The sequence below is a fragment of the Berryella intestinalis genome, from assembly GCF_000814825.1.
Taxonomy (GTDB): Bacteria; Actinomycetota; Coriobacteriia; order Coriobacteriales; family Eggerthellaceae; genus Berryella; species Berryella intestinalis.
This window is the reverse complement of sequence record NZ_CP009302.1, coordinates 1098310-1112647: the sequence shown is the minus strand read 5'-3', so window position 1 is coordinate 1112647 and position 14338 is coordinate 1098310. Positions and strand designations below refer to the sequence as shown.

13 protein-coding genes are annotated in these 14338 nt (G+C 63.6%); 8 read left to right on the top strand and 5 right to left on the bottom strand.

Translation table 11 applies throughout. The annotated features are described in order from the left end of the window. Positions 1–65: 65 nt before the first annotated feature. On the bottom strand, positions 66–836 hold the full coding sequence (gene yaaA / locus JI75_RS04945; RefSeq protein WP_240993230.1) for a peroxide stress protein YaaA: 771 nt from the start codon (positions 834–836) through the stop codon (positions 66–68). A 301-nt stretch (positions 837–1137) separates the two neighbouring features. Between yaaA and JI75_RS04940 the strand changes: the two genes are divergently transcribed. Both JI75_RS04940 and JI75_RS04935 read left to right on the top strand, forming a co-directional pair. Beyond that, complete coding sequence (locus tag JI75_RS04940) at positions 1138–2049, top strand: acetamidase/formamidase family protein (protein ID WP_039689223.1); 912 nt, start codon at positions 1138–1140, stop codon at positions 2047–2049. A 40-nt stretch (positions 2050–2089) separates the two neighbouring features. Continuing rightward, positions 2090–3478: an APC family permease gene (locus JI75_RS04935; protein ID WP_039689221.1), complete on the top strand. Its 1389-nt coding sequence runs from the start codon at positions 2090–2092 to the stop codon at positions 3476–3478. Positions 3479–3613: 135 nt separating this feature from the next. Here the strand turns inward: JI75_RS04935 and JI75_RS04930 are convergent, their stop codons facing one another. Both JI75_RS04930 and JI75_RS04925 read right to left on the bottom strand, forming a co-directional pair. Continuing rightward, entirely contained in the window at positions 3614–3955 is a 342-nt protein-coding gene (locus JI75_RS04930) for an arsenate reductase family protein (protein WP_039689219.1), read from the bottom strand. 28 nt (positions 3956–3983) lie between these two features. After that, a complete protein-coding gene (locus tag JI75_RS04925; protein ID WP_158407623.1) occupies positions 3984–5465 on the bottom strand; it encodes a helix-turn-helix transcriptional regulator in 1482 nt (493 codons plus the stop codon). 222 nt (positions 5466–5687) lie between these two features. Between JI75_RS04925 and JI75_RS08785 the strand changes: the two genes are divergently transcribed. Genes JI75_RS08785 through nrfD form a run of 4 tightly spaced genes read left to right on the top strand, consistent with a single transcriptional unit; the run spans position 5688 to position 9974 of the window. Next, positions 5688–6350 carry a molecular chaperone TorD family protein gene (locus JI75_RS08785; protein ID WP_052241612.1) on the top strand — a complete coding sequence of 221 codons (663 nt, stop codon included), beginning with the start codon at positions 5688–5690 and terminating at the stop codon, positions 6348–6350. 41 nt (positions 6351–6391) lie between these two features. Beyond that, on the top strand, positions 6392–8572 hold the full coding sequence (locus JI75_RS04915; RefSeq protein WP_039689217.1) for a molybdopterin-containing oxidoreductase family protein: 2181 nt from the start codon (positions 6392–6394) through the stop codon (positions 8570–8572). Next, the gene (locus JI75_RS04910) at positions 8572–9105 is read left to right on the top strand and encodes a 4Fe-4S dicluster domain-containing protein (protein WP_039689215.1); all 534 of its coding nucleotides are present in this window, start codon (positions 8572–8574) and stop codon (positions 9103–9105) included. Before JI75_RS04915 ends, JI75_RS04910 begins: the two co-directional genes overlap by 1 nt. Next, positions 9105–9974 (top strand): NrfD/PsrC family molybdoenzyme membrane anchor subunit, encoded by an 870-nt coding sequence (nrfD, locus tag JI75_RS04905; protein ID WP_240993132.1) that lies wholly within the window; start codon positions 9105–9107, stop codon positions 9972–9974. The genes JI75_RS04910 and nrfD overlap by 1 nt, the downstream gene beginning before the upstream one ends. A gap of 235 nt (positions 9975–10209) precedes the next feature. Here the strand turns inward: nrfD and JI75_RS04900 are convergent, their stop codons facing one another. After that, on the bottom strand, positions 10210–10986 hold the full coding sequence (locus JI75_RS04900; RefSeq protein ID WP_039689211.1) for an SDR family NAD(P)-dependent oxidoreductase: 777 nt from the start codon (positions 10984–10986) through the stop codon (positions 10210–10212). A 9-nt stretch (positions 10987–10995) separates the two neighbouring features. Then, entirely contained in the window at positions 10996–12321 is a 1326-nt protein-coding gene (locus tag JI75_RS04895; RefSeq protein WP_039689209.1) for a coproporphyrinogen III oxidase family protein, read from the bottom strand. 306 nt (positions 12322–12627) lie between these two features. Between JI75_RS04895 and JI75_RS09165 the strand changes: the two genes are divergently transcribed. Both JI75_RS09165 and JI75_RS04890 read left to right on the top strand, forming a co-directional pair. Continuing rightward, positions 12628–12798 carry a hypothetical protein gene (locus JI75_RS09165; RefSeq protein WP_158407622.1) on the top strand — a complete coding sequence of 57 codons (171 nt, stop codon included), beginning with the start codon at positions 12628–12630 and terminating at the stop codon, positions 12796–12798. A gap of 8 nt (positions 12799–12806) precedes the next feature. After that, on the top strand, positions 12807–14243 hold the full coding sequence (locus JI75_RS04890; protein WP_039689208.1) for a cytosine permease: 1437 nt from the start codon (positions 12807–12809) through the stop codon (positions 14241–14243). Positions 14244–14338: the final 95 nt, after the last annotated feature.

Here is a 14338-nt window from a genome sequence, read left to right as displayed (position 1 = left end):
GCGCGGCGCCTTCTCGGCCGTTGAGGCGGAGCGCTTTCCGTCCGTCTCTTGTGCGCGCGCCTCCCTCACGGCACGCGCACGAAGGCCAGCGCGTCGTCGGTCGAGCGCGCGGGATCGAAGCGGTAGCCGACGTCGAATGCGCGCAGTTCGCCTGTGCATTCGACGCCGTGCTCAGCGCACCAGCGCACGAACGTCCCGCGCGCCTGCTTCGCGTGCGCGGCGCGCTGCACCAGCTTTCCCTGCGTGCTCGCTTCGTAAAACGAGCAGGTGATGAGCCGGCAGCGGGGGTTCCTCGCTCGCTTGAACCAGGGGGTCACCGTCTTGGCGTATTCGACCGAGGCCAGGTTGACCACCAGGTCTTCGTCGCCCGCGACGAGGTCGAATATGTCGGCTCCCCAAAAACCGTACAGGTCGGCCGACCCGTCGACGGACAGCTTCGCCTGCATCTCCAGGCGGTAGGGGACCACTCCGTCCAACGGGCGCAGCACCCCGTAGAAGCCCGAGATGATCCGCAGGTGGTTCTGGAGGTAGCCAAGCTCGTCTCGGGTCATGACGTGCGCCGCGAGGCTTTGGTACTGCAGCCCGTCGTAGGAGAGCACTGCGGGGACAAGCCGGCTGTTGGAAGGATCGAGCCAGCTTCCGTCCTCGAGCGCGCGCACGTAGCCGAACGCCTCGTCGGCCAGCCGGTCGCTGCAGCCCCACAGCGACTGCAGCTCCTCCTTGGAAAGGGCGGCAAGGGCCCGCGCGATCGTGCGCGAGCGCTCGACGAGGAGGGGAAGCCCTCTTGCTCCGAGAGAATCGACCGCGCGCATGGTTTTCGCGGGGGAGATGATCATCTTCACAGCTGTGCTCCTTGTCGGTTCGCGCTGTCGCGACGGTTCTGGGCGGGTCGCCCGCATCCGGGTGCGTCGGTTCTCGGCGGTTTGTTCGCATCCAGGGCGCGTCGGCTCCCGTCGGCGCGCAGACGGCGCTTCGCTGCGGCGGGGGATACCTTCGCAACCAAGCATAATACCTGGAAAACCAAGCCGTTCACCTAAAAAAACACCGCATTAGGCACTCTCGTGGCCCGTTTCTGCACACATGCCTTCCGGGCGCATCCCATAATGCCGCAAAGCATTCCTATCGAAGGGGGCGGGTATGCAGGTAATCACCGACCAAGTCTATCGGTTCTCCAAGGACAACGCTGCATGCGCGACGGCGGAGCCCGGCGAGGTCCTCGTATTCAAGACGCTCGACTGCTTCTCGAATCGGATCACCGACGAAACGGTCACTATGGCCTCGCTCGACTACGGCTACGACGTGGCCAATCCGGCCGCCGGTCCCGTGTTCGTCAACGGAGCGAAGCCGGGCGATGTCTTGGTGGTCGATATCCTTTCCATCGACGTTGCCGACGAGGGGACCATCGCCACCGACGACCATTGCGGCCCTTTGTTCGAGGGGATGCCCTACGCGACGAAGAAGGTGCGCATCGAAGAGGGGTTCGCCGTCTTCAACGACCTGCGCTTTCCCATCGATCCCATGATCGGCGTCATCGGGACCGCCCCGAGCGGAGACGATGTCATCGACGGGTACATCGGAAGCCACGGCGGCAACATGGACAACAAGCTCATCACGGCGGGTGCCCGCCTGTTCTTCCCCGTGCGCGTGGAAGGGGCCCTGCTGCAGATGGGGGACGTCCATGCCGCCATGGGCGACTCCGAGATCTGCGGGACGGGGATCGAGATACCGGCGTCTATCACCGTGCGCATCGCGCTCATCAAGGATTTCGAACTCAACTGGCCGGTGCTCGAAACCAAGGACAAGTGGTACGTGAACGCGTGCGCTCCCGAGTACCATGAAGCCTGCCGAAACGCCGCACGCGAGCTTCACCGCCTGCTGATGCGCGCGACGGGCTGGAGCGCCCCCGACACCTACATGTACATGTCCGTTCAGTGCGATCTGGAGATCAACCAGGGCTGCAAGCCGTGTGCAGTGGAGATGTCGCTGCGGTTCGGCGCGCCCAAGCATCCCGGGATAAAGCCGCTCATCGATATCGATAAGCTGCTTTAGATAAGGCTTCGAGGTTTTCGGAAAAAAGGAGAGAGAGGTCATGACGGAAGCGAAGGAAAGACAGACGCCCGGCGGGGGTGTCGAAAAATTCGGGTACAAGCAGGAGCTTCGGCGAACGCTGGGACTGAGCGACGTGGTTTTGTACGGCGTGCTGTTCATGGTGATCATCGCGCCGCATTCGATTTACGGCTTGGTTGACTACCAGTCTCAGGGTTTGCCGACGCTCGTGTACATCATCGGCTTCATCGCCATCAGCTTCACGGCGCTCAGCTACATGCGCATGAGCAACCGGTTCCCCATCGCGGGTTCGGTGTACTCCTACGTGCAGCGCGGCATCAACCCCCACGTCGGATTCATCTCGGGGTGGCTGATCCTGCTCGACTACTGCATTTCGCCCGCTCTGCTCTACGTTATGGTGGCGAACTGGGGCGTCATGCTGGTGCCCGGCAGTCCCTGGTACGTGTGGATCATCGCGTTCGTGGCGCTGAACACGTTCATCACCATCCGCGGCATCACGATCACGCGCGGGGTCGACATCGTCATCTTCGTGGTCGAGATCTTGGCGGTTATCGCGTTCGTGGCTTTGGGCTGCATGTTCATTGCCGGGGGAGGCGGCGCCGGCGCCTTCACCGTCGATCCGATCTATCAGCCGGGTAAGATCGACGCGCACTTCATCGCTGCGGCCATCTCGATCGCCGCGCTGAACTTCCTCGGATTCGACGGCATCTCCACGCTGGCCGAGGAGACGGAGAATCCCGAGCGCAACATCGGACGCGGTATCATGATCGCGCTCTGCATCATCATCGTGGTGTTCATCGCCCAGACCTACATCGCGGCGCTCATCCAGCCCGACTGGCAGAACATCGACCAGGACAACGCCTTCTTCGTCGGGGTCGAGATGATCGGCGGCCCGGTGTTCCAGAAGATCATGCTGGTCATCAACATCGTCGCGGTGGGCATCGCCAACATCATGAACGCGCAGACGGCCGCATCGCGCCTGCTGTACAGCATGGGCCGCGACAAAACCATCCCGAGCGTGTTCGGCAAGGTCCACAAGAAGTTCCAGACTCCCTATGTCGGCGCGTTCTTCATCGGCGGCATCGCTCTCGTGCTGTCGCTGTTCCTGGACATGGGCGAGCTGGCGACGTTGGTCAACTTCGGGGCCCTCGCTTCGTTCATCATGCTGAACTTCGCCGTGTTCTGGTTCTTCGTGGTGAAGGAGGGCAAGCGCACGACGTTCGGCGACATCGTGAAGTACCTGCTGTGCCCCTGGGTCGGCATCCTCATCCTGGCCTACGTGTTCACGGGATTCAATGCGCTTACCTACACCGTGGGCGTGTCGTGGCTGGTTATCGGCATTATCGTGGGTGCGGTGAAGTCGCGCGGGTACAAGGAGGTTCCCGAGGCGTTCAAGAATCTCGAGGTGTAGCCCGCCTACGCGCTTAGAGCGGTTCGCATTCGGCGCCGCGTCCGGTTTCCGGGCGCGGCGCTTTCGTTTCGGGGCTTTGGCCGCACTTGCCGCCAAACGCGGGTCGACGGGCCGCCCGCCATGTCGAGGGAGCGGCTATTCCCAGGTCTTCCAGATATCGGGCTGGTATCCCACGGTGGCCTTGCGCCCGTTGCGCACGATGGGCGTGCGGATCACCTGCTGGTTTTCAAGCAGCTTGTCGAACTTCAGCGCATCGGGCGTGTGCTCGACCAGGGCGCGGGCGTAGTCGTCTTTGCAGGCGGGATCGATGAGGGCGCCGACGCCTCCCACCGCCTGCGCCACCGAGGAGAGCTCCCCTTTGCTCAGGCCCTTCTCCTTCATGTCGATGAACTGGAATGAGATGCGGCGCTCTTTGAAGTAGCGCTGGGCCTTCTTGGTGTCGAAGCTTTTGCCGGTGCCGAAGATCTGGATGTTCATTCAGGGTTCCCTCTTGCGCCGCTTGGGGCTAAGCGCGTTGCTCGTCGTTGTTCTCATACGTTTTGATCAGCGCGAACAGGTCTTCGCGCGAATGGAGGTCGGCTTTTTCGTAGATTTTGCGCGTGTGGGTGCGCACGGTGCTTTCGGACACGAACAGCTCGGCCGCGATCGCTTTGGCGCTGCGGCCCTGCGCCAGGTAGGGGAGTACCTCGGCTTCGCGCCTCGTGAGGGAGAAATCCTCGGAGAGGCGATCGAGCGGATCGGTCGGCGCTTCGCCGCTGCCAGCGTCCTCGACCGACTCGGCTGCGGGGGCGTCCCCGTCGGCTTGCGCGGCGTGGAACGTCGAGCGGCGCGCGCCGCCTTTGCGGTAGATCATCCAGGCGAGCAGCAGCCCGTACATGGATGCGGCCGATACCGAGAGGATGGCCACCCATTGCTGGTCGCGGGTGGTGAGCGCGGCCAAAAACCCGATGCCGATGCCGGCGAGGCGCGAGAAGATCGAAATGGCCCTGATGAGACCACCTACGAAGAAGCCCGAGGCGGCGCGGTCGTAGGCGGTCGAGAACGCCGCCACGTACATCATCGTCACGTCGAAGAAGCCGTAGCCCAGCGTCGTGAGGGCGTTCATGAAGACGGGGTTGGATTCCCCGAACAGGGGGAGTATGGCGAACAGGCCGATCACGGTCGGGATGATGAAGCGGTAGGCCATGTCGAAGTCGATATGGCGCTTGGCGCACAGGGCGATCGCGACCAGCACCAAAGACAGCGCGAAGTTGGCGAACATGGGCATGCGGTGGGCGTCGTTGACCGACTGGATGCTGAGCACGGTGCTTTCCCACATGAACCCGAACAGGAAGCTCACGATGATGGAGAGCGCCATGAGGTCGAACAGCGAGATGAACGCGGGGCGGCTGTTCGCCATGCGCACGGCGTGGGCCACCGGGGGATCGCTGTGCTCCTTTTCCGTGAGCATGAGGTAACTGGCGACTATGAGGATCACCAGCAGCGCGACCGAGGGGGTCTGGGGATCCGAAGAAAGAATGCTGACGACGAGGAACAGGGCTGCCGAGAGCATGAAGACAAGGGGCATGATCAGGGCCAGCTTGGTCGGGTGCTTCTTGCCCAGCTTCTCGGCCCACGAACCCCAGAACAGCCCGTATCCCGCTCCGGTCACGATGGACGAGCCCACCAGGCATCCCAGGGCGACGTCTCCCAAGGACCGCTGGAACAGGTCGGTGAGCGCTATGCCGGCCAACCCCACCAAGGTGAATGCCAGGGCGGCCACGGGCAGCCGTTTTCCGAGCGACCGATCGCGCGACTCGATCCAAAACGACACCAAGATGAGCACCGTCATGTTCGCGGTGAACGATGCGACGACGATGATCGTCTGGATGAGGGGCGTGTCGAGGGCGCCGTTCAGCAGCACCGAGCTTCTGAACGTGAGCATGCTGCACGCCCAGAAAAACGCCATGCCGATATCGCTGGGACGCAGCGATCTGAGCGTGGTCATGCCTTCCGATCTGAAAGACGACAGAAATGCCATGTGAGAGTTCCCCCTGCTGTTCGTGTACCGAACCATGATATTAGAAGCCGCGTCCCTATCGCGAGGCATCTCGTCAGTTTTTGATGATATTAGTTTCCCACCTGGCTTTATGCGAAAAATCATCAATTTGTGATGAGGTTGTGAATCGGCGGTGAACGTAGTCTTTCGTGGGTACGAGGGGGGAAGGCTATGACTGGAATCAACGAGGGAACGGGTCCGTCAACCGAGGCGATCCGCATCTTGCGCGCGGCGGCCGACGCGTTCGCCCCGTACGGGGCCGAAGAGGGCTCAGGCGGGGAAGAGGGCGGCGAATACGGTCGCGCGCTCGGCGAGGCTCGCAGGACGCTGCTTATCGCGGGGCTTCCCGACGCGTCGCTTCCCGTCGAGTCGTTTTACCGCTCGTTCGGCGAGAAGGGCAGCGGTCTGCCCAACGTCAAGGGGATGTACGGGTCGGCTTCGGCTCAGCATCTGGAGTACCTGTATTCCCTGGCGGGTATCGAGCGCGTTCCGAGCGCGTTTTCGGCGATGCCCGACCACCTTTCGCTTATATGCGAGTTCATCGCCCTTCTTATAGAGGCGGGCGAGCTCGACGCCGCGCGCCAGGTTGCGGCGGACCACCTGTCGTGGCTGCGGGAATACGAGGCGCGACTCGTTTCGGTGCGCGACCGGGCTTCGCATGGAGCCTGTGCGGCGCAGGCGCCCGCCGCGCACGAAGAGGACGGCGCGAACGGGGCCGATCGGCCCCGGACAGACGAGGAATTCTCACGCGAGCTGCTGAAAGAGGGGATCGACGCCATGATCGGGCATCTGCATGCCGTATCGCGCGCGCTCGATCTGATGCAGCGCCTCTAAGCGTGCGAATGGATAGAGAGACGAAAGAGGGAGGAAAGAAGATGAGGGACACCTTATCGAGGCGCGGGTTCCTGCAGGGCGCCGCGGCGCTTTCGGCTGTGGCAGCCGCAAGCGGCGCGTCGTATGCAGCCTGGGCTGCAAGCCCCGACGAGCAGGGAAAGGGCTCAGAGGTTTCACGCGGGTTCACGCTGTGCAACGGCTGTTCCAGCAAATGCGGCCTGGTGTGCACCGTCAAGGGCGGGCGCCTGTGGACCGTCGAGGGGCACAAGGACCATCCGTACGCGAAGGGGACGGCGTGCGGACGCGCGCACGGCGTCGCGCAGATGGCCTATAGCGCGAGCCGCATCACGACCCCGCTGCGCAAAACCGAGGACGGGTCGTTCGTCCCCTGCACGTGGGACGAGGCGTTCGCCGAGATCGGCGAGCGCGTCAAGAAGATCCAGGCCGAGTCCGGCCCCGAGTCGATCGCGATGATCCAGGACCCGCGCCCGTCGGGCAAGTACTATTCGAAGCGCTTCATCAACGCGCTGGGTTCGGCGAACCTGTACACGCATGGATGCGCCTGCAACCTGTCGAAGGAAAGCGGGCTCACCGAGGTCATCGGCACCGGAAAGTACTCCACCGATTTCGGCAAGGCCAAGATGGTCATGTTCGTGGGCCGCAGCTACGGCGACGGCATCCGCCCCTCCTCGGTTCAAAGCGTCGCGGCGGCGGCCGATGCGAACTGCCGCGTGGTGCTGGTCGATCCGCGCCTGAACAACACCGGCATCTTCGCCACCGACTGGGTGCCCATCGTTCCCGGCGGCGATCTGGCGTTCCTTCTGGGCATGTGCAACGTGCTTATCGAAGAGGACCTGTACAACCACGAGTTCATCGAGAACGAGACCGTCGGGTTCGACGAGTTCGCCGCCCAGTGCAAGGAATACACGCCCGAGTGGGCGGAGGGCATCTGCGGCGTTTCGGCCGACCGCATCCGCGAGCTCGCCCGCGCGATGGCCAAGGCGGCTCCCGCGGCCAGCATCGAGCCTTCCTGGCGCGCCGTCAACGGCTGCTCGTACGCCAACTCGTTCGAGACCGCCCGTGCGTTCTGCGCGGTGAACGCCCTTTTGGGCAGCTTCGGCCAGAAGGGCGGGGCGCTTCTCACCTCGACGCCCAGTTTCGGCGACCTCGATCCCGAGAAGTTCCCCAAGGTTCCCAAGCCCAAGGTGAAGCGCGTGGGAGACGCCGAGTACCCGCTGGTTTTGGACAGCATGGGCTCTGCTGCGGTTGCCGCCGCCTCGGGGAAGGTGAAGGCCTTCTTCTTCTACAACTCCAACGGCGCGCGCGGCTACGGCAGCCCCAAGATGTGGACCAAGGCGCTTGAGGACGCCGAACTCGTGGTGACCATCGACATCCAGATGAGCGAGACCGCGATGCAATCCGACTTCGTGCTCCCCGAATGCTCCTACATCGAGCGTATGGAAGTGCCCGAGGCTCTGGGCGGCAAGAAGCACGCCGTTGCCATGAGGCTTCCCGTCATCGATCGGATCCACCCCGAGACGAAGTCGTGCGACGAGATCTTCGCCGGCCTGGCCGAAGCGTGCGGCGTGGGCAAGTACTTCGGCTTCAGCGTCGAGGAGCTGTCCGAGGCCCAGCTGAACACCGTCGGCACGTCGGTTGCCGAGATGCGCGAGAAGGGCGTCGTGGCGCTTCCCGACCCGAATTTCGAGTACAAGGTACCCAAGTTCAAGACGAAGTCGGGCAAGCTGGAGCTTTCCAACGAGAAGGTGGGCGCCACGGGGATGAACCCGGTCATCAGCTACATCCCGCGCAAGGTCATGCCGGGCGAAGGGGAGTTCTTCGTCATCGGCGGCAAGCAGAGCATCCACTCGCACACCATGACGCTGCCGGTCGAGTCGCTCAACGCTATTTCGCGCGAGTACGACATGGAGCGCATCTGGATGGCGACCGCGGACGCCGAGAAGCTGGGCATCGAGACGGGCGATTTGGTGGAGGTCTACAACGACAACCATTCCGACAAGGTGGCGGTCAAGGTGACCGAGCGCATCATGCCCGGCGTGCTGTTCGTCCCGTCCCATTACGGCGGAAAGTCCAAGGACCTCTCGCTGGCATACGGGTACGGCATCGACATGTCCGACTACCTCGACGGCGATTTCGAGCCCCATGTGGGTTCGATCATGAGCCAGGAGGTCGCGGTCAAGGTAAGGAAGGTGCAGGCATAATGGCACGTTACGGGATGCTGATCAACACTAAGAAATGCGTCGGCTGCTTCGCGTGCCGCCTCGCGTGCCAGATGAAAAACGAGCTCGAAGTGAAAGAGTCGTTCATCCACTACGAAGACGTCGAGAAGGGCAAGTTCCCCCGCGTGTACGCCGAGGTCGTTCCCATGCAGTGCATGCATTGCGAGGACGCCCCGTGCCAGACGGTGTGCCCGACGCACGCCACCTACACCACCGACGACGGCGTCGTGCTGGTCGAAGAGGAGCGCTGCATCGGCTGCAAGTACTGCATGGCGGTCTGCCCCTACCATGCGCGCGTCCAGATCGAGAGCACGGGCGTCATCGAGAAGTGCCGCTTCTGCTACGAGAACGGCGAGGTGGGCAAGCCCTCGTGCGTGAGCACGTGCATCTCCAAGGCGCGCATCTTCGGCGATCTGGACGATCCCGAAAGCGAGATCTCAAAGGCGATTGTCGCTCATAACGCTTTGCCTCTCGCAGGAAACCTGACCGAATCCAAGATCTTCTACGTGAGGTGATGACAATGGTGTGGGGACCTTTGATCGCGGGGTATCTGTTCCTCGCAGGCGCTGCCGCCGGCGCCTATCTGACGGCGGTGCTGGTCGAGCGGCTCGATCCCGAGGCGCGCGCCATGCGCTTCGCGGGCCGCATCCTCGGTCTGGTGCTTCTGGGAATCGGCCTGGTCATGTTGATGATCGATGCCGAAGCCGGGCTGAAGAACCCGCTGCGGTTCATCTACCTGGTGATGAACCCCGAGTCGGTTATGACCCTGGGCGTCTACTTCATCTGCGTGTTCATGGCGGTTGATTTCGCCACCTGCGTGCTCGAGTTTTTGAAGAAGCCCGTGCCGGGGGCGCTTACCATCGTCGGTAGCGTGTTCGCGTTCGCCGTGGCGGCCTATACCGGGTTCCTTCTGGGCGTGGTGAACGACTACCCGCTGTGGAACAACTCGGTTCTGCCCATCCTGTTCGTGGCGTCGGCCCTGACGGCCGGCCTCGCGGCGGTGAGCCTGGTGGGGATGTTCGCCGAGCGCGCCGCGTTCGAGAAGATGGCGCTGCTCAAGCAGATCCATATCGGCTTGGCCGTCCTGGAAGGCGTCGCCCTGTTCGCCCTGTGCGCCATCGTGTACTCGAACAGCGTGGAAGGCGCGATGGCGGTGTCCTCGATGCTGACGGGCTCGTATGCTGGTCTGTTCTGGGTCGGCATCGTCGCGGTCGGGCTGGTGGCCCCTCTGGCCATCGCCGTGGCGGAGCTGAAAAGCGAGAACGCCTCGGAATCGGGCTTCGGCCTTGCGCTGGGGGCCGCCGGCGAAGTCGGGGCCCTGGCGGGAAGCTTCTGCCTGCGCCTGATCGTCGTTCTGGCCGCCGTGCCGCTGATCCTGGTCTAGAGCGGACTCGGCCTGCGGCCGCTCACCGCCTGCAGCGACGCGTGTCGCATCGAACCTGCGAGCCGCCTTCCGGCGAGGGGGGCGGCTCTCTTCATGGTTTGGACCTGTGCCGCGCGAAGTGCGGTGCAAGCGAGCCCTACCCGCATAGCCGATGGGGCTCACTTGCGCGCTGCCGAACGCCCCGCAGTCCCTGAGGGGCGTTTCATCAAAGCCCGTATCTTCAGCTTCGGAGCCTCTATGGGCGGATCGCCCGCGCGGCGAGGCCGCGCACGGCCGCTCGGGGGAGAAGCCTCGTTCCGAAGGCCGCTATCCTGTTTGTCCATCCCGGGACGACGATCGCCTTTCCGCGCACGAGCCCCCGGTAACCCTCTTCGGCGACTTGTGCCGGCGTTTTGCAGGGAAGGGCGCTCAGCAGCGGGGATCCCTCGTCTCCGGCCGCCTTCCAGAACCCGGTCCGGGTCGGCCCGGGGCAGAGCGCCGTGCAGGTGACTCCGGTGCCGGAAAGCTCGGCTGAAAGGGCCTCGGAAAATGACAGGACGTAGGCTTTCGTCGCGAAATACGAAGCCATGTAGGGTCCGGGCATGAACGCGGCCACGGATGCGACGTTGAGGACGGCGCCCGATCCGCGCTCCAGCATGTCCGGGACGATGCCGCGGCACAGCTCGGTGAGGCACCCTACGTTGAGCTCCACCATGCGCGAGATCTTCTCGGCGTCCGCGTGCGCCAGGGGGGAGACGTCGCCGAACCCGGCGTTGTTCACCAGCGCCTCCACCTCGACGTGCTCTTCGCGCACCGACTCCAGCAGACGCTGCGGCGCCCCCTGCTCGGCGAGGTCGAGCGCGATCCAGCGCGCCTCGATGCCGTACGTGCGGGACAGCTCGCTTGACCGCTCGCGCAGGAGGCGTTCCGACCGCGCAACGAGAAGCAGGCTGTATCCCTCGCGCGCGAAGATGCGGGCGAACTCCGCCCCCAGTCCTCCGGATGCTCCGGTTACGAGCGCCGTCCGCTCCATAAGACCTCCCTAGGCACCGGCCGCATCTTCGAACTGCAAAACGCGCTCGTCCCCGGTGAGCGCAGCGCGCGCCTGGTCGCGCAGGTTGTTCAGGCCGCTGAGGAACTGGCGGTACATGACCAGCGTGAGGTAGCGCCCCTTCGGCGTGAGCGTGAGCTCGGACTCGTCGTCGGTTGCAAAAGCGCGGTGCGCGCGCATGAACGCCATCTCCATCGGCAGGCCGTTCTCGACGGTGGTGCCGAACACGCGCTGGAACTTCTTCTTGTCGAGGCGCAGGTTGTACAGGTTCAGCACGAACTGATAGCGCATGAGGTCGGTTTTGCTCATCAGGCACTTCTGCTTCACCGACATGCGGCCGCTCTCGATCCAGGAGCTGTACTCGCTGAGGCTGAAGGTGTTGACGTACAGGGTCCCGTCAAGGTGCGTGATGGCGCCCGATCCGATGGCGGGGTACTCGTCGTACTGGACGGCGTACTCGTCGACCATCAGGCTGCGCTCGCGCTCGGCCAGCTCGTTGTTGCGGTTGAACGTCCACAGCGTGCGGCGCTCGAACAAAGGATCGTCGCCCCCGGTCAGCACGCCGTCGATGATCTGGTAGAAGCGGTATTCCTTGTCGTAGTCCATAGCCCCCAGGCGCTCGACCATCTTCTGGGTGGTCGCGTTCGATATGTACAGGGGCGAGAACGTGGTCTGCTGGCAGCCGCACAGCGAGATCTTCTCGAGGTCGGAGAACAGGATGTCTTCGGTCTGCGAGGGGAAGTTGAAGATCATGTCCACGTTGAGGGAGTCGAAGTAGGGCGCCGCCTCGCCGATGCGCTCGAGGATCTCGGCGCCGCTTCCGTACTTCTTGTAACGGTCCATCTGTTTGAGCAGCTCGTCATCGAAGCTCTGGACGCCCACCGAGAGGCGCTGGACGCGGCCCTTCATCTTCTCCAGGTACTCGGGGATCAGATGGTTGGGGTTGGTTTCGGAGGACACCTCCTTGATGCTGAAGGTCTCGCGCGCCAGGTCGAGCGTTTCGCACAGCTCGTCGATCATGATGGTGGGGGTCCCGCCGCCGACGTAGATGCTCTCGAAGTCGTAACCGAGGTCTTTGAGCATGAGCATCTCTTTGCGCATGCTCTCGAAATACGGCCGCGCGACCTCTTCGCGGTACGGGTAGCGGTTGAAGCTGCAGTAAGGGCACAGCACCTGGCAGAAGGGGACGTGCATGTACAGCATGTACTTGCGCGCGGGATCGGCCTGCGGGAGGTGCGTCTCGGTGGTGGGAACCATCGCCAGATGGCTTTTGGTCATGTTCTTGATGAGTTTGGTGAGCAGGCGTTCGGAAAGCATAAGTCCCTTTCATCGGTTGATCGCATGCGGTGTCGTTGGGTGCCGGGTGCTAGTTTATAGGAGTTTCGCGCCGCGGGCGGCTCTCCTTGTAATCGGCACGAGCGGACCGTTTCCCCGCGCCCGCAGGATGCGGATCGGGGAGGCTTTCAGGCGGTCTGGCCCAGCCCGCTGCGCAGGCCCGCCGTTCGCATCGAAAGGATCTGCTTTTCGGGGATTCCGTTTGATTTGTTCAATTATTAAGTTATGATACCCCAACTGAACATCTCTCGGATTCTCCGCGGTGCGGTGAAACGCAAGGGGGCGATTATGGACAACGGATTCGAGCGCGAGCTCGATCTTCAGGTGGGCGAGCGCATCGCGCTCATGGAAGAGCCCGGTTACGAGTTCCCGCAGGCGCTGGGAAAGGCGGACTGGGCGTTCATCGTCGTCGTTCCCGCGGTGTCGCTGTGCCTTTTGGCGCTCGGCGCGGTCCTTTAGGGGGCGACATGTCGAAGCATTCCATCGCGCAGCGCGTGAACGCCGAGGCCATCTTCGGCTTGGTTCCCGTCAAGAAGAGCGAGCGTCAGTACGGCTTTTGGGATACGCTGCTGGTCACCGGCGGCTTCGCCATCGCCACCTGGTGCTATTCCCAAGGCGCGCTCTCTGCGTCCCTTCTCAGCTTTCCCCAGCTTTTGCTGGTCACCTTCGCCGTCGGCGGCATCTTCCTCATCGTGGAGTGCCTGCCCGTCGTGCTGTCGGTGCGCTACGGGATCGACCTGTGGGTGTACCTGCGCGCCGTTCTGGGCGAGCGCGGGGTGAGGGTGTTCGCCACGGCCGTCATTTTGGGGAACTGGTTTTGGTATGCGGTCGCCGCCAACATGTTCGGGTCGTCCATCGCCCAGATCGCGGCGGGCTTCGGGGTGCCGGTTGCCCCCGAGGCGGTCAGCGTGCTCAGCATCGTGAGCGTTCTGGGAGGCTCGCTCATCGCCATCGGGGGTCCCGGCGTCATCAAGTGGACCTCGCGCATCCTCGTCACCGTCCTTCTGGCCATCGGCGTCATCGTCTTGGTCCTGTGCTTCACGATGGCTCCCCTCGGCGATATCGTCGCGTACCGCCCCGACCTCTCCGAACTCGGCGGAAACGGCCTCGAGGCCTATGCGCTCGCGGCCGAGGGCATGGTGGCGTTCTCGTTCAGCTGGTCGACCCAGGCCATGGTCCTTCCGCGCCTGTGCCGCACCGAGCGCGGCGGGTACTGGGGCACCGTTGCGGCCTACGGCTTCATCGCGCCGCTTTTCGTGTTCATCGGGGGCGTGATGGCCATCGTCATGTTCCTGGTCTCAGGGACGCTGGAAAGCGACCCCACGGTCATGCTGGCGCTTCTGGGTCCGCAGGTCGCGCTTCTGTCGCTGATGCTGGTCGCGTTCGCCAACATCGGGACCCAGGCCGTCGGGTCCTACGTCAACGTCTTGGTGCTCAAGGCCGCCTGGCCCAAGATCGACTATCGCGTTTTGGTGGCGCTTTCGGCGGTCTACGTGTCCGTCCTCGCGTTCACCGGGGAGGTCACGGCGAATTTCGGCCAGTTCATCTCCATAGCGGCCTACATCCAAGGCCCCATCATCGGCATCATGTTCGTCGACCTCATCGTGCTGCGCCGCCGCAAGCTGTCGATCAAGGGGCTGTACTACCGCGAGGGGCATGATTGCTACCGGTTCAAGGGGGGAGTGAACTGGGTGGGCGTCTCGACGATCCTCGCGACCCTCGTCGTCGCCCTCGTGTTCGTGTACAACCCGATCACCGGCAGCATCCAAAGCCCCCTGTTCTGCTTCCTCACGGGCTCGGGCTTCACGGCCGTGTTCGCGGCGGGTCTGTACTACGCCCTTTCGCGCGTCTCCTCGATCCGCGCGCTGCTTCTGCGCGACCGCAGCGACCTCGAGATAGTCTAGCTTTTCGGGTCGGGGCCGCGTTTGTTCAGGCGCCCTGCGAAACGACGCTGTCTTTCGCGGGGCGCGCCGTCGTTTTTGAGGTGAACGGGATCAGG